We start from the raw sequence: 14,186 nt of genomic DNA, 5'->3' as shown, positions 1-14,186 counted from the left end.
TCCTCGCACGTCGTGACGCGCGCGACGAGTCTGACGGGTCAGCCGGCGATCTCGGCCACCCAGCGATAGCCGACCCCGGGCTCCGTGACGATCAGCGCCGGGGCCTGGGCGTCGTCGTCGAGCTTCTTGCGCAAGGCCCGCACGTAGGTGCGCAGGTAGGTCGTCTCGGTCCCGTAGCCTTGCCCCCACACCTTGCGCAGCAGCCACTGATGGGTCAGCAGCTTCCCGGGGTTCGTCACGAGCGCCTCGAGCAGGCCGTACTCCGTCGGGGTGAGGCGCACCTGCTCCCCGTCGAGGGTCACGAGTCGTTTGGGCAGATCGACCTCGACCCGGTCGAACCGCATCACGGGCGCCGCGGGCTCGTCGGACTGCTTGCGGCGCATCGCTGCGCGGGCTCGGGCGAGGAGCTCCTCCATACCGAACGGCTTCGTGACGTAGTCGTCAGCGCCCGCGTCGAGCGCGGCCACCTTGTCCGTCTGGGACTCCCGCACGGACAGCACGATCACGGGCACGTCGCTGAAGCCTCGCACGCGTCGGATCACCTCGGTGCCGTCGATGTCCGGCAACCCGAGGTCCAGCAGTACGAGGTCCGGCGCCTGCTCGGCGGCGCCCACGACGCCCTCTTCTCCGGTGCCGACGGTCGCGACCTCGTAGCCGTGGGCCTCGAGGCTCGTGCGCAGCGCTCGTCGGATCTGCGGCTCGTCGTCGACCACGAGGACCAGGGTCATGCTGGTGCCTCCCGGTCGGTGGAGACCCCCACCCGGGCATCGGAGAGCGCATCGTCGTCCGCGCGCGCATCGTCCGGCACGAGACGCGGCGCGGAGACGGGGATCTCGAACGCGAAGGTCGCGCCGCCGCCTTCCGCATCCTCCACCCAGATGCGTCCGCCGTGCGCCGTGACGATCGCGTTCGCGATCGCGAGCCCGAGGCCGGTGCCGGGGGAATCCGGGATCGACGCGCCCCGGTAGAAGGCCTCGAAGATGCGCTCGCGATCGCCCACGGGAACCCCGTGTCCGCGATCGGTCACCCGCACGGTCACGGTGTCGTCCGTCGGAGCGACCGAGAGATGGACCTCGTCGCCGGGGGGTGAGTGTCGTGCGGCGTTCTCGAGCAGGTTCGTCATGACCTGGTCGAGCTGCATCTCGTCGACCGCGACCGAGGGCACGTCGTCGTCGATGTCGAGCACGACGCGCACGTCGCCGAGCCGCGGCACGAGTCGCGCGACAACGACCTCGGCGATCTCGTCGAGGCCCGCCTCGTTGCGGGCGGGGATCAGCGCGCCCGCACGGATGCGCGCCAGGTCGAGGATGTTGCCGACCAGCCGGTTGAGCCGGTCGGTCTCCTCGAGGATCGTCGTGAGCAGTTCCCGCTCCTGCACTGGATCGTGCTCCACGCTGGGGTCGAGCAGGCTGGTGACTCCCGCCTTGATCGACGCGAGCGGTGTTCGGAAGTCGTGGGTCACCGAGCTGAACATCGCCGCGCGCAGCTGGTTCGTCTCCGCGTCGAGTTGTGCGAAGCGGGCGCGGGCATCGAGCCGGGCACGGTCGAGCGCCGCGGCGGCCTGCTTCGACGCCGCTTCGAGCAGCAGCTGCTCATGCGGCCCGAGCGGTTTGCGCCCGGCAGGCCTCTCGACCCGCAACGTGCCGAACGAGACCGGCCCGACGACGAGCGGCACCACGCTGTCGGGACCCCCGGGCGTGAGCTCGGAGCGCACCGCGCGCGCGCGGAGCTGGGTGCCGTCGAGCTCGACGTGCACCTCGGCCGAGACCAGCCCGAACGGCTCGAGCAGCACGCGCACGAAGTCGTCCAGCACCCGGTCGGGGACCTCGCCCGAGACGAACCTCGACGAGAGGTGCCCGAGCAGCCGCGCCTCGCGCTCTCGGCGGCTGGCCCGTGCCCGATCCTCGGCGGCCCCCCCGACCAGGATGCCGACGACGAGCGCCACGGTCAGGAACACCACCGCGGTGACCGCCTCCTCAGTGCCCTCGAGCTGCAGGGCAAGCCTCTGCGCCTCGGACAGGAACACGAGCCCAAGCGACGACAGGACCGCGGCGAGGAGACCCGCCCAGAGGCCACCCGCGACGGCCGCGATCACGATCCCCAGCAGGAAGAGCGCGATCGCGGCCGCCGGCCCATTGCGGGCGAGCGGGATCGAGGCCACGCCGGCGGCCGCGGGTGCGACGACGGCGATCACGACCCCGCGGGCGCGCAGGCCGAGGAACCGGCGCCGTTCCGGCTCGTTCACTCCCAGGTCCATCGCGTTACCCATCGTGCCATGCGTATCGGCATGGATCGGTCTTCACGTGATCTTCACGCCCCGGCCGCGTTCCTTCACGCCCCTCTCACAGGCCCCGGGCGATGCTCTGAGCAGGAGTTGAACCTTCCTCCGAACCAAGCCCGGAGGCCGGACGGTGCCCTCCAGCCCGCCCGACCTCCGGGCCCCGTCCTTTCCCCGGACCCCTTCCACTCACGGGTGTGAGCGACTTCACCGCCGTCCTGTGGCCCAGGTCGCCGACCCACCGACCTCCTGCTCCTACGGTCGGACCGAGGGCTGCGAGCGAGGCAGCCACCGACCGGAAGGGGAGGCCATGAACGCCACCAGGATCCAGAACCCGAGCCAGTCGGTTCACACAGGATCGCCCTGGGCGTTGGTGGGGATCGCGGCGGTCATGGTGCTGATCGTCACGGTGCTCACGATCGGGCTGGCGGGAGACGTCGGAGAGAAGACCGGCCCGGCGTTGAAGGCACCGGTCGCGGAGATCCAGGTCGAGGCACCGGCGAACGATTTCGCCCTGCACGGCCGTGGCCTCGTGGACATGCCGGACCAGACCGTCGCCAAGGATCACGCGGGCGCGATGGAGGCGACCGCGAACGAGACGTCAGGCGGCGGCGCGGAGGTCGTTCCGAAGACGGCATGCCCTGAGAGGCTCGCCCTGAAGCTCTTCTGCTGACCTCCCGCGGGTCGCACACGACGGATCCGGCCGGCACGGCCGGATCCGTCGCCGCGTGTACGAGGGTGGGTCGGCTCGAGCCGTCACCCTTGCGCGAGATGCTCGAGGGCATCGGGGTCGAGCAGCAGGTACCGGCGACCGTCGCGTCGGACGATCCCCCGGCGGCTGAAGGTCGCCAGGGTCTTCGACACGCTCTCGCGGCTCACCCCGCACAGGCTCGCCAGGTCGGCCTGGGAGATCGGCGGCACCGCCCGCACCCCGTCGGCTCCGTCGTCGTTCGCGAGCTGCAGCAACCGCTTCGCGAGCCGACCCTTCAGATGGAGCCACACGAGATCGTCCGCGCTCGTCTCCTTGGCGATCGCCAGCCTGGCGAACGCCCGCAGCAGGCCGATCGCGAGCGACGGCTCCTCGCTCACCAGCGAGATGAAGGGGTCCCGCTCGAGGACCCAGATCCGCGCGTCCTCGAGGCACAGGACCGAGGCGGTGCGCTCGGTCTCGGCGAAGACCCCGATCTCGCCGAACAGGCGCACCGGCGCCAACCGGCCTTGCAGCTTCGCGCCCGACGACGGTGACGTCGTGGCGATCTCGAGACGCCCCTCGAGGAGCACGAACACCTCGAGCGAGGGATCTCCCTGCATCGTCACGTACGGCCGGACCGATAGGCGCGGATCCGCCCCATCGCCACGATCCGTCCGAGCGTGTCGTCCGGGACGCCGGCGAACAACTCGTGTCGTCGCATCGCGCACATCGCGCGGTCCGTGTCTCGGGCGCTCACGTCACCTTCCTCCCGTCGCCCATCGTCGCGCGACCCGGCCCGCACGTCGAGCTCGGAGCGACGTACTGCCGCCGCGCCCACCGTGGTCTAGGATGCCCCGCGATGCGAGTGATCATCATGGGGTGCGGTCGCGTCGGCTCCGAGCTGTCGAACGAGCTCGTCGGCGACGGCCACGAGGTGACGGTGATCGACAAGAACCCCGAGGCCTTCTTCCGCTACCCGCCGGGCGACGGGGCGACGACCGTCGTCGGACTGGGCTTCGACCGCGACGTGCTGATGGAGGCGGGCATCAAGGACGCCGACGCATTCATCGCGGTCTCGAGCGGGGACAACTCGAACATCGTCTCGGCCCGGGTTGCGCTCGAGAACTTCCACGTGCCCAAGGTCGTGGCGCGCATCTACGACCCTCGGCGCGCCGACATCTACGAGCGGCTCAACATCCCGACCGTCGCCACCACGCGATGGGGCGTCAAGCAGATCCAGCTGATGCTGTTCCACGACCGCCAGGAGATCCGCGAGACGCTCGGCGGCGGCGAGCTGCTGCGCATGCGCATGCCGGTCGCGCCGCACATGGTGGGCAAACCGGTGATGTCGTTCAACGTGCCGGGCAAGATCCTGCTCGCCGGTGTGTCACGCGGGGGCGGCGGCTTCCTGCCCACCGAGGAGAGCACGCTCCAGTCGGGCGACTACCTCGTCGTGATGCTCACCAAGGACGGCATGGACGCGCTCGACGAGGTCTTCGAGCCGGCCGGGGAACGCCACTGATGCGGGTCATCGTCACGGGTGGGGGCGCCGTCGGCAGGCACCTCTCGGTCGATCTGGTCGAGCGCGGCCATGAGGTGACCCTGATCGAGCAAGATCGCGGACTCGTCGAGAAGCTCCAGGCGTGGGCGCCGAAGGTGAACGTGATGCACGGCGACGCGTGCGAGCCCACGGTGCTCGAGGACGCTGCGCTCTCGGCCGCCGACGTGCTCGTCGCGGCCACCGGTGACGACGAGGACAACCTCGTGACCTCGCTGCTCGCGAAGCAGGAATTCGCGGTGCCGCGGACGCTGGCTCGCGTGAACCATCCCAAGAACGAATGGCTGTTCACCGAGCAGTGGGGCGTCGACGCCGCGGTCTCGCCGCCGCACATCCTCACCGCAATGGTCGAGGAGGCGGTCACGGTCGGCGACCTCGTGCGCTTGATCCGGCTCGGGGGCGGCCAGACGTCGATCGTCGAGATGACGCTGCCAGAGGGCTCGCCGTCGGTGGGACGCGCCGTCTACGAGCTACGCCTGCCCGCGGACTCCGTGATCGTGGCGATCCTGCGAGAAGGCCATGTCGTGATCCCGCAGCCCGAGACCGTGCTCGCGGCCGGCGACGAGGTGCTCGCGCTGGCGAGCGCCGCCGTCGAGCGCGACCTCCGCGACGCGGTCGTGGGCGCCGACATGCCCGGTGGCGTGCCGACCGACTCGATCGACGGCGAGAGCGGCGTCGAGTAGTCAACCCCGGTCGGAGGACTCGGACGCCGCGGCGATCGCTGCCCGCAGGGCGCGGTCGCGTTCGAGCAGCAGGGCGAGCTGGTTCCCGAACGCCTCCAAGATGCGGCGTTCCGACGGAGTGAGGGGCTCGCGGACCCCACGCATCACCAGTAACCCAAGGTTGCGCCTGCCCACGTTGAGCGGGAGCCGTTCCACGCCCTCCCCGCCGCTCGGCGGCACGGCCCCGGGCTCCGCTCCCACCGTGGCCTGCTCCACGAGCCCGCGATCGGGATCCTCCTGCACGTAGAGGGCGCCGTCGAGGAAGCCGAACGTCGCCACGACGACCCGCAGCACCCCCTCGTAGGGCCGAGGGCCGGGTTGCGGCTCGACCAACAACCGGCTGAGGTCCTGCTGGCGACGGAGCTCCTCGGCCCGCGCTTCGGCGGCGCGGGCCCGCGCATCCGCCCGTGCGACGAGCACGGAGATCAGCACCGAGAGCCCGAGGAAGACGAACAAGACGATCACGTCGTGCGACTTCTCGATCACGAACGTCTCGTAGGGCGGCAGGAAGAAGAAGTTGAACACGGCGAACCCCAGCACGCTCGCCACGATCCCCGGGCCGAGCCCGCCGAGGCCGACACATGCGACGACCAGCACGAGGAAGCCGAACCCCGTCGCGACCGGGTCGACCCGCTCGCGGATCGCGGGCGCGGCCAGCACGATGGCGGCCGTCCCGGCCACCGCGAGCACGTATGCGGCCGCGACGCGACCCGATACCCCGAGACGCGGGCGGGTCCGAGACGCATCGCCGACCTCGTGGCGGTCGGGACGATCGGGTGCCTGTGACGTCGTCATGTGGTTCCTTCCGGCTCGAACCGGTACCCCATGCCCGGCTCGGTGACGAAGTACCGGGGCCGCGCCGGGTCGGGCTCGAGCTTGCGTCGGATCTGCGCCATGTACACGCGCAGGTAGTTCGTCTCATCGTGGTAGTGCGGCCCCCAGACCTCCTGCAGCAGCTGGCGCTGGGTTACGAGTCTGCCCGGGTTGCGGACGAGGATCTCCACGACGTGCCACTCGGTCGGCGTGAGTCGCACCTCACCGTCGGCGGTGCGCACACGGGTGGCACCGAGATCCACGGTGAATGCATCCGTGATCACCTCCGGCGCCTCGTCCATCGGCTGCAACCGCCGCTCCGCCGCGCGCAGGCGCGCGAGCAGCTCGTCCATTCCGAAGGGTTTGGTGACGTAGTCGTCGGCGCCGGCGTCGAGGGCACGCACCTTGTCGGGCTCCTGATCACGGGCCGAGAGCACGAGGATCGGCATGCGGCTCCACGCACGGATGCCCTCGATCACGTCGACCCCGTCGATCCCGGGCAGGCCGAGATCGACGATCGCGACGTCCGGACGCTCACGAGCGGCCGCCGCCAGCGCCTCCTCGCCGTCCGGGGCAGTCACGACGTCGTATCCACGCGCCCGCAGGTTCGTGCGCAGCCCACGCACGATCTGGGGTTCGTCGTCGACGACGAGCACACGGGTCATCGACCCACCCCCGCGGAAGGCCCAGCCACGGCGCCGGTGGATGCGTCGGTCGGCGCGGCGAGCGGGAAGGCGACCACCATCGTCAGGCCGCCTCCCGGGGTGTCGTCTGGCGTGAGGGTGCCCCCCATCGCCTCGACGAACCCACGCGCCACCGCGAGACCGAGACCGACGCCGTCGACGCCGGCGCGGTCGCCGAGCCGCTGGAAGGGCTCGAAGACCCGCTGGTGATCCTCGGCCGGGATGCCGGGACCCCGGTCGACCACCCGCAGTTCGACCCGACCTCCGGCCGCCGATCCGAAGACACCGACCGAGGAGCCCACGGGGCTGAACGACCGGGCGTTCGCGACCAGGTTCGCCACGACCCGCTCGAGCAGGGCAGCGTCGACGTCGACCCGCGGCAGGTCCTCGGGGACGTCGACCTCGACGTCGTGTCCTCGACCCGGGAGGCTGGCCAGCGCCCGCAACACGACCTCGTCGAGCCCGACCCTGCTCGGGGTGAGCCGGAGCATGCCGCTCTGGATGCGGCTCATGTCGAGGAGGTTGCCGACCAGGTCGGTGAGACGATCGGTCTCCTCCTCGATAGTGGCCAGGAAGTCGTCGCGCTCGTCCTCGCTCCACGAGACGTCGCGCTGGCGGAGCGAGCTCGCGGCCGCCTTGATCGATGCCAGCGGCGTCCGCAGGTCGTGGGAGACCGCCGACAGGATCGCCGCCCGAAGGTCGCTGACCTCGGAGACCCGCTCGGCTTCAGCCACGTCGCGTTCCAACGCTCGGGTCCGCACGGCCGCCGTGAGCTGGGCCGCGAACGCCGCCAGCACTCGGCGCTGGTCGGCGCGAAGGTGGCGGCCGCGCAGGACCAGCACCCCGTCGTCCTCGAGATCGATCGACTCGTCGCCGTCGGCGGGCGACGCGATCACCGCGCCGCTCGCGGCTTCGACCCGCCACCCTCGGTCGGCGGTCGGGGTCAGCACCGCGGCACCCTCGAGCCCGAACGTCGCCGTGACCTGCCGCACCAACGTCGGCAGCGGATCCTCCTCGGCCGCCAGCGATCCGGCCAGCCGCGCGAGCGCCTCGGCCTCACCTCGGCCGCGAGCCGCCTCCGCCCGCGACCGCTCTGCCCGATCGACGAGCACGCTCACCGCGATCGCGACGGCGACGAAGACGACGAGCGCCAGCAGGTTCTCCGGCTCGGCGATCGTCCAGGTGTGGATCGGGGGCGTGAAGTACCAGTTGAGAAGGAGCGAGGCGGCCACCGCGCTCGCGATGGCCGGCCAGATACCGCCGACGGCGCCGATCGCGAGCACGAGCGTCAGGTAGAGCAGCACGTCGGCCGTGAGGCCGAGGGATCCACGGGCTGCGCTCAGCGCGATCGTCAGCAGCGGCAGTCCGACGAGGGCGAGCCCGAACCCCGCGATCTGTCGGGAAGCCGGCAGCCCGACCAACGCCCGTCGCCGCTTCGGTGCGCCCCCGCCCGCCGGCGCGGCGCTCGAGATCACGTGCACGTCGATCGGGCCGGAACGTCGGATCACTCGGTTGATCACCGATCCCCGGATCAGCTCGGCGAGCCTCGACCGGTCGCTCTCCCCCAGCACCACCTGCGTGACGTTCTCGGCTCGGGCGACCTCGAGGAGCGCATCGGGCACGTTGGCGCCGACGACCTCGTGGAACGTGCCGCCGAGTGCGCCGACCAGGCTGCGGGTCGCATCGAGCGCAGAGGCGTCGGCCACCCCGTCCTCGGGGATGACGTGGACGGCGAGCAGGTCGCCCCCTCGCCGCGTGGCCATGCGCGCGGCACGTCGGATCAGCGACTCGTCCTCATCGGGACGACCCGTGACGCCGACGAGCACCCGCTCGCGGGTCTCCCACGGACCCTCGATGTCGTGGGTCTGCATGTACTCGTGCAGCGACTCGTCGACGCGGTCGGCCATCCACAGGAGCGCCAGCTCCCGCAGGGCGCCGAGGTTCCCCTCCCGGAAGTAGTTCCCGAGGGCCGCGTCGACCTTCTCGGGCGGGTAGATGTTCCCGTGGGCCATGCGGCGACGGAGCGCATGCGGTGTCATGTCGACGAGCTCCTGCTGGTCGGCGGCCCGCACGATCTCGTCGGGGATCGTCTCTCGCTGCGCGACCCCGGTGATGCGCTCGACGACGTCGTTCACGGACTCGAGGTGCTGGATGTTCACGGTCGAGACCACGTCGATGCCCGCGGCCAGCAGCTCCTCGACGTCCTGCCATCGCTTCGCGTTGCGAGACCCGGGCACGTTCGTGTGCGCGAGCTCATCGACGAGCGCGACCTCCGGTGCCCGAGCCAGGAGTCCGTCGACGTCCATCTCCTTGAACGTCGAGCCTCGATACTCGATCAGGCGGCGAGGCAGCACTTCGAGGTCGGCGACCTGCTCGGCGGTGCGAGCACGACCATGGGTCTCGATGAAACCCACGACGACGTCGGTGCCGCGGTCACGACGTCGGCGGCCCTCGTTCAACATCGCGTAGGTCTTCCCGACGCCCGCCGCAAAGCCGACGTAGATGCGCAGCCCACCGCGGCGACGATCACTCATGGCAGCGGGGCCAGCTCCTCCAGCGCCAGGTTGAGCTCGAGCACGTTCACGCGAGGTTCCCCGAGGAACCCAAAGGTCCGATCGGCCGTGCGCCCTTCGATCAACGCCATCACCTCGCCCACCTCGAGGCCCCGGGCCTCGGCGACCCGCGGAGCCTGCAACCGAGCGTACGCGGGGCTGATGTGCGGGTCGAGGCCGCTCCCGCTCGCCGTGACAGCGTCGACCGGGACGCCCGCTCCATCCGTGGCGTCGTCCTCGATCGCGGCGAGCCGCTCGGCGACCAGGGCGCCGAGCTCCGGGTTCGTGGGGCCGAGGTTCGACGGCGCGCTCGCCGCGGGATCGTACGCATCGGGACGCCCGACGAACCACGCCGGCCCCTCGAAAGCTTGGCCGATCAACGACGAGCCGACGACCTCACCATCGTGGGTAATAAGGCTGCCGTCGGCCTCGTCGGGGAAGGCCACTCGGCCGATCCCCCAGACCGCCAGGGGATACAGCAGGCCCACCACGACGGTCATCACCAACAACATGCGCAACGCCGACAGGGTCGCACGTCCCATCTAGCTCACCACCGTTCCCACCAACAGGTCGATCAACTTGATACCGATGAAGGGCGCCACGATGCCCCCGAGCCCGTAGATGCCGAGATTCCTGCGCAACATGGCGCCCGCCGAGGTCGGCGTGTATCGCACACCGCGCAGCGCCAATGGGATCAACGCGATGATGATCAACGCGTTGAAGATCACGGCCGACAGGATGGCCGAGTTCGGGCTGGCGAGCCGCATCACGTTGAGCGTGTCGAGACCGGGATAGACGGCCGCGAACATCGCCGGGATGATCGCGAAGTACTTCGCCACGTCGTTCGCGATCGAGAACGTCGTGAGCGAGCCGCGTGTGATCAGCAGCTGCTTGCCGATCGCCACGATCTCGATCAGCTTGGTCGGGTTCGAGTCGAGATCCACCATGTTGCCGGCTTCCTTGGCCGCACTCGTGCCGGTGTTCATCGCGACGCCGACGTCGGCCTGCGCGAGCGCCGGGGCGTCGTTCGTGCCGTCGCCGGTCATCGCGACGAGCTTGCCGCCCTCCTGCTCGCTGCGGATCAGCGCCATCTTGTCCTCGGGCGTCGCCTCGGCGAGGAAGTCGTCGACCCCCGCCTCGGACGCGATCGCCTCGGCCGTGCGGGGGTTGTCGCCGGTGATCATCACGGTGCGGATGCCCATCGCCCGGAGCTCGTCGAACCGCTGCCGCATGCCCTCCTTCACGATGTCCTTCAGGTAGACGACGCCGAGCACCTGATCGTCCTCGGCCACGGTCAGCGGCGTGCCGCCCTGCACCGAGATGCCGGCGACGATCGTGTCGACCTCCTCGGAGACCGTCCCCCCCTGCTCCTCGACCCAGCGGCGGATCGAGTCCGCCGCTCCCTTGCGCAGGCTGCGCCCGTCGAGGTCCACGCCGCTCATGCGCGTCTGAGCGGTGAAGGGCACGAACTCGGCGCCCTCGAGGTCGCGGCCGCGGAGCCCGTATCGCTCCTTCGCGAGCACGACGATCGAGCGACCCTCCGGCGTCTCGTCCGCAAGGCTGGTGATCTGTGCCGCGTCGGCCAGCTGCTCGACGGTCACCCCGGGAGCCGGCAGGAACTCGGCCGCCTGCCGGTTGCCGAGCGTGATCGTGCCGGTCTTGTCGAGCAGCAGGGTGTTCACGTCCCCCGCCGCCTCGACCGCCCGGCCCGACATCGCGAGCACGTTGCGCTGCACCAGCCGGTCCATGCCGGCGATGCCGATCGCGGAGAGCAGCGCCCCGATCGTCGTCGGGATCAAGCAGACGAGCAGCGCCACGAGAACGATGATCGTCTGGGGGGCGCCCGAGTAGATCGCCATCGGCTGCAGGGTCACGGTCGCGAGCAGGAACACGATCGTGAGGCTCGCGAGCAGGATGTTGAGGGCGATCTCGTTCGGCGTCTTCTGTCGCTGCGCGCCCTCGACGAGCGCGATCATGCGGTCGATGAACGTCTCGCCGGGTCGCGACGTGATCTCGACGACGATGCGATCGGAGAGCACCTTCGTGCCGCCGGTCACGGCGCTGCTGTCGCCGCCGGACTCGCGGATCACGGGTGCCGACTCGCCCGTGATCGCCGACTCGTCGACCGAGGCGACGCCGTCGACGACCTCGCCGTCGCCGGGGATCACCTGACCGGCCTCGACGACCACGCGGTCGCCGGGGACGAGCTGGGTGCCGGGCACCTGCTCCTCGCGCCCGTCCGCCAACAGGCGTCGGGCCGTCGTCTCGGTGCGGGTGGCCCGCAGCGCGGCCGCCTGCGCCTTGCCCCGACCCTCCGCCACCGCCTCTGCGAGGTTGGCGAAGACCACGGTGAGCCACAACCACACGGCGATCGACCCGGCGAAGAGCGAGGGGTCGCGGACGAACAGGACCGTCGTCAGCACCGAGCCGATCTCGACCACGAACATCACGGGGTTGCGCCACATCCGGCGCGGGTCGAGCTTGCGGAAGGCATCGGGGAGCGACCGCCAGAGCAACTTGACGTCGAACATCTACGAGAGTCCTTCCACGAGCGGGCCCAGCGACAAGGCCGGGAAGTACGTCAGCGCCGCCACGATCACGATGACTCCGATCACCAAGCCGACGAACAGCGGAGAGGTCGTCGGGAACGTGCCCGACGTCGCGGGCACCTGCTGTTTGCGTGCGAACGACCCCGCGAGCCCGAGCACCAGCACGATCGAGCCGAACCGCCCGATCAGCATCGCGAGTCCGATCGCGGTGTTGAAGAAGGTCGTGTTCGCGCTCAATCCCCCGAACGCGCTGCCGTTGTTGTTCGCGCCCGAGGTGAACGCGTACAGCACCTCCGAGAGTCCGTGTGGCCCGGGGTTGAAGATCGATGTGACGGCGGAATCGAGCACCACGGCGACGCCCGTGAGCACGAGCACCATGGCGGGGACCAACAGGATGTACAGCGAGACCAGCTTCATGTCGGTCGGCTCGATCTTCTTGCCGAGGTACTCGGGGGTGCGGCCGACCATGAGCCCCGCGATGAACACCGCGAGCACGGCGAGCACGAGCAGGCCGTACAGTCCCGAGCCGACCCCGCCCGGCGATACCTCGGAGAGCATCATGTTCACGAGCACGACTCCCCCGCCGAACGGAGTCATCGAGTCGTGCGAGGCGATCACCCCGCCGGTCGACGTGCCCGTCGTCGAGGCGGCCCATGCCGCGCTCACCGGTACGCCGAGCCGCACCTCCTTGCCCTCCATGTTGCCGCCCTCGACGGCGGCTCCGGCGACGGCCTCGACCTGCGGATTGGGTTGCGCCTCGAAGGCCCACGCGAGCAGCACCGAACCGAGCCACAACGACGCCATGACCGCTGCGAGCGCGTATCCCTGTCGACGGTTGCCGACCATCTTGCCGAAGGTGCCGGTGAGCGCGAACGGGACGACCAGCAGCAGGAAGATCTCGAGCAGGTTCGTGAACGGATTCGGGTTCTCGAACGGATGGGCGGAGTTCGCGTTGTAGAAGCCGCCGCCGTTCGTGCCCAGTTCTTTGATCGACTCCTGCGATGCCACCGGGCCGCCGGGGATCGACTGGCTCGCTCCCTGCACGGTTGCGACCTGACGCGCTTCGTTGAAGTTCTGCACCGCGCCCTGCGAGAGCAGCACGATCGCCGCGATGCATGCGATCGGCAGCAGGGTACGCACGGTGGCGCGCACGAGGTCGGCCCAGAAGTTGCCGATCGTCTCGCTCTTGGTCCTGGTGAAGCCTCGGATCAGGGCGACGGCGACCGCGATCCCCACCGCCGCCGAGACGAAGTTCTGCACCGCGAGGCCGGCCATCTGCACGAGGTGACCCATCGTCGACTCCCCGGCGTAGGACTGCCAGTTCGTGTTCGACGTGAAGGAGGCGGCGGTGTTGAACGCCTGGCTCGGCTCGACGCCGGGGAACCCCAGGGAGAGCGGCAGGGACGGCTGCACGCGCTGCAGCAGATAGAGGAACAACACAGAGACGGCCGAGAACGCCAGCACGGAGATCGCGTACCCCGACCAGCGCTGCTCGGCGTCGGGGCGCACACCCGCGAGGCGGTAGACGAGCCGTTCGATGCGGAGCGTGCGAGGGGAGTCGAGTGCCCACGCCATGTAGTCGCCCAGCGGTCGATAGACGATCACGAGGAGCAGGGCCAGCGTTCCGAGCTGGATCCAGCCGGCCATCAGAACCGCTCCGGGAACGCGAGGGCGGTCACGAGGTAGACGATCAGCCCGATCGCCAGCAGGATGCCAACGACATCGTCGGTCACAGCCGATCCACCCCCCGCACGAGCAGCAGGAGCGTGGCGAACGCGGCGAGCGTCACGACCACGAAGATCACATCAGCCACGGCGGCCTCTTTCGATGTACCACGGTGCCAGCGTAGGACCGAAGTGGTTGCCCGGCAGTGGTCTTGACGCGCCCTTGACGTGCGGATGCGCGCCTTTCACGCGCCCTTGACGGTCGGCGCGATCGCCGCGCCGGGAGGCGGATATATCGCGCGGCGCCTCAGGCGCTGAACTCGAGGCGGGGGTTGATCATCTTGGGGGGACCGCCGCCGCGCTGCTCGCCCAGCACACCCTCGACGACGACCTTGGTGCCGAGCGTGAAGCCACCGATGCCGCGGCGTCCCATGAAGACGACGAGCGCCTCACCCGTGCCGTCGGACACCAGCGCCTCGAGCGACTCATGACCGCTCATCGGCAGCACCGTGATGCGCCGGATGATGCCCGCGATCTTCACCCGTTCACGCATCGGCGCCAGGCCGAGGCGCACGCTGCCCGGGACGGAGTCGGCCCAATCCTGGGTCTCGGCCTCGAGGCGCGCCTCGTCGCTCTCGGTCAATCGATCGAGCCAGCGACGGAGCGCGCTCATGCA

The 14,186-nt window shown here is 70.2% G+C and carries 15 protein-coding genes; 3 read left to right on the top strand and 12 right to left on the bottom strand.

What is annotated here, in order from left to right:
* Positions 1-38 precede the first annotated feature (38 nt).
* Positions 39-728, bottom strand: coding sequence for a response regulator transcription factor (locus VFI59_14135; protein HET6714836.1), 690 nt, complete (start codon positions 726-728; stop codon positions 39-41).
* Positions 725-2,269 carry an ATP-binding protein gene (locus tag VFI59_14130; protein ID HET6714835.1) on the bottom strand — a complete coding sequence of 515 codons (1,545 nt, stop codon included), beginning with the start codon at positions 2,267-2,269 and terminating at the stop codon, positions 725-727. Before VFI59_14130 ends, VFI59_14135 begins: the two co-directional genes overlap by 4 nt.
* Before the next feature lie 319 nt (positions 2,270-2,588).
* Here VFI59_14130 and VFI59_14125 point away from each other — a divergent pair, with 319 nt between their 5' ends.
* Complete coding sequence (locus tag VFI59_14125; GenBank protein HET6714834.1) at positions 2,589-2,951, top strand: hypothetical protein; 363 nt, start codon at positions 2,589-2,591, stop codon at positions 2,949-2,951.
* Positions 2,952-3,034: 83 nt separating this feature from the next.
* Here VFI59_14125 and VFI59_14120 read toward each other — a convergent pair whose 3' ends face one another.
* Positions 3,035-3,589, bottom strand: a complete 555-nt coding sequence (locus VFI59_14120; GenBank protein ID HET6714833.1) for a Crp/Fnr family transcriptional regulator — start codon at positions 3,587-3,589, stop codon at positions 3,035-3,037.
* Positions 3,590-3,591: 2 nt separating this feature from the next.
* Positions 3,592-3,726, bottom strand: coding sequence for a hypothetical protein (locus tag VFI59_14115; GenBank protein HET6714832.1), 135 nt, complete (start codon positions 3,724-3,726; stop codon positions 3,592-3,594).
* Between the two features lie 102 nt (positions 3,727-3,828).
* On the opposite strand from VFI59_14115, the gene VFI59_14110 reads away from it, so the two are divergent.
* Both VFI59_14110 and VFI59_14105 read left to right on the top strand, forming a co-directional pair.
* Positions 3,829-4,491: a TrkA family potassium uptake protein gene (locus VFI59_14110; protein ID HET6714831.1), complete on the top strand. Its 663-nt coding sequence runs from the start codon at positions 3,829-3,831 to the stop codon at positions 4,489-4,491.
* Positions 4,491-5,210, top strand: a complete 720-nt coding sequence (locus VFI59_14105) for a TrkA family potassium uptake protein (protein ID HET6714830.1) — start codon at positions 4,491-4,493, stop codon at positions 5,208-5,210. The genes VFI59_14110 and VFI59_14105 overlap by 1 nt, the downstream gene beginning before the upstream one ends.
* Here the strand turns inward: VFI59_14105 and VFI59_14100 are convergent, their stop codons facing one another.
* From VFI59_14100 to VFI59_14065, 8 genes are all read right to left on the bottom strand, one after another.
* Positions 5,211-6,044: a DUF4118 domain-containing protein gene (locus tag VFI59_14100; GenBank protein ID HET6714829.1), complete on the bottom strand. Its 834-nt coding sequence runs from the start codon at positions 6,042-6,044 to the stop codon at positions 5,211-5,213.
* Positions 6,041-6,727: a response regulator gene (locus tag VFI59_14095; protein HET6714828.1), complete on the bottom strand. Its 687-nt coding sequence runs from the start codon at positions 6,725-6,727 to the stop codon at positions 6,041-6,043. The genes VFI59_14100 and VFI59_14095 overlap by 4 nt, the downstream gene beginning before the upstream one ends.
* Positions 6,724-9,279, bottom strand: a complete 2,556-nt coding sequence (locus VFI59_14090) for a DUF4118 domain-containing protein (protein ID HET6714827.1) — start codon at positions 9,277-9,279, stop codon at positions 6,724-6,726. The genes VFI59_14095 and VFI59_14090 overlap by 4 nt, the downstream gene beginning before the upstream one ends.
* Positions 9,276-9,839 carry a potassium-transporting ATPase subunit KdpC gene (gene kdpC, locus VFI59_14085; GenBank protein HET6714826.1) on the bottom strand — a complete coding sequence of 188 codons (564 nt, stop codon included), beginning with the start codon at positions 9,837-9,839 and terminating at the stop codon, positions 9,276-9,278. Before kdpC ends, VFI59_14090 begins: the two co-directional genes overlap by 4 nt.
* The gene (gene kdpB / locus VFI59_14080; protein HET6714825.1) at positions 9,840-11,828 is read right to left on the bottom strand and encodes a potassium-transporting ATPase subunit KdpB; all 1,989 of its coding nucleotides are present in this window, start codon (positions 11,826-11,828) and stop codon (positions 9,840-9,842) included.
* Complete coding sequence (gene kdpA / locus VFI59_14075; protein HET6714824.1) at positions 11,829-13,493, bottom strand: potassium-transporting ATPase subunit KdpA; 1,665 nt, start codon at positions 13,491-13,493, stop codon at positions 11,829-11,831.
* Positions 13,493-13,579 carry a K(+)-transporting ATPase subunit F gene (gene kdpF / locus VFI59_14070; GenBank protein HET6714823.1) on the bottom strand — a complete coding sequence of 29 codons (87 nt, stop codon included), beginning with the start codon at positions 13,577-13,579 and terminating at the stop codon, positions 13,493-13,495. Before kdpF ends, kdpA begins: the two co-directional genes overlap by 1 nt.
* Positions 13,580-13,817: 238 nt before the next feature.
* Positions 13,818-14,183 (bottom strand): OB-fold nucleic acid binding domain-containing protein, encoded by a 366-nt coding sequence (locus VFI59_14065; protein HET6714822.1) that lies wholly within the window; start codon positions 14,181-14,183, stop codon positions 13,818-13,820.
* Positions 14,184-14,186 lie beyond the last annotated feature (3 nt).

It is taken from the genome of Actinomycetota bacterium (assembly GCA_035697485.1).
Classification (GTDB): domain Bacteria; phylum Actinomycetota; class UBA4738; order UBA4738; family HRBIN12; genus JAOUEA01.
Note: the sequence above shows the minus strand (reverse complement) of the source record. Positions and strands in the feature narration are given on the sequence as shown.

Coding starts and splice junctions, on each gene's coding strand:
- VFI59_14135 (HET6714836.1), bottom strand. CDS start 728: ATGACCCTGGTCCTCGTGGTCGACGACGAGCCGCAGATCCGACGAGCG.
- VFI59_14130 (HET6714835.1), bottom strand. CDS start 2,269: ATGGGTAACGCGATGGACCTGGGAGTGAACGAGCCGGAACGGCGCCGG.
- VFI59_14125 (HET6714834.1), top strand. CDS start 2,589: ATGAACGCCACCAGGATCCAGAACCCGAGCCAGTCGGTTCACACAGGA.
- VFI59_14120 (HET6714833.1), bottom strand. CDS start 3,589: ATGCAGGGAGATCCCTCGCTCGAGGTGTTCGTGCTCCTCGAGGGGCGT.
- VFI59_14110 (HET6714831.1), top strand. CDS start 3,829: ATGCGAGTGATCATCATGGGGTGCGGTCGCGTCGGCTCCGAGCTGTCG.
- VFI59_14105 (HET6714830.1), top strand. CDS start 4,491: ATGCGGGTCATCGTCACGGGTGGGGGCGCCGTCGGCAGGCACCTCTCG.
- VFI59_14100 (HET6714829.1), bottom strand. CDS start 6,044: ATGACGACGTCACAGGCACCCGATCGTCCCGACCGCCACGAGGTCGGC.
- VFI59_14095 (HET6714828.1), bottom strand. CDS start 6,727: ATGACCCGTGTGCTCGTCGTCGACGACGAACCCCAGATCGTGCGTGGG.
- VFI59_14090 (HET6714827.1), bottom strand. CDS start 9,279: ATGAGTGATCGTCGCCGCGGTGGGCTGCGCATCTACGTCGGCTTTGCG.
- kdpC (HET6714826.1), bottom strand. CDS start 9,839: ATGGGACGTGCGACCCTGTCGGCGTTGCGCATGTTGTTGGTGATGACC.
- kdpB (HET6714825.1), bottom strand. CDS start 11,828: ATGTTCGACGTCAAGTTGCTCTGGCGGTCGCTCCCCGATGCCTTCCGC.
- kdpA (HET6714824.1), bottom strand. CDS start 13,493: ATGGCCGGCTGGATCCAGCTCGGAACGCTGGCCCTGCTCCTCGTGATC.
- VFI59_14065 (HET6714822.1), bottom strand. CDS start 14,183: ATGAGCGCGCTCCGTCGCTGGCTCGATCGATTGACCGAGAGCGACGAG.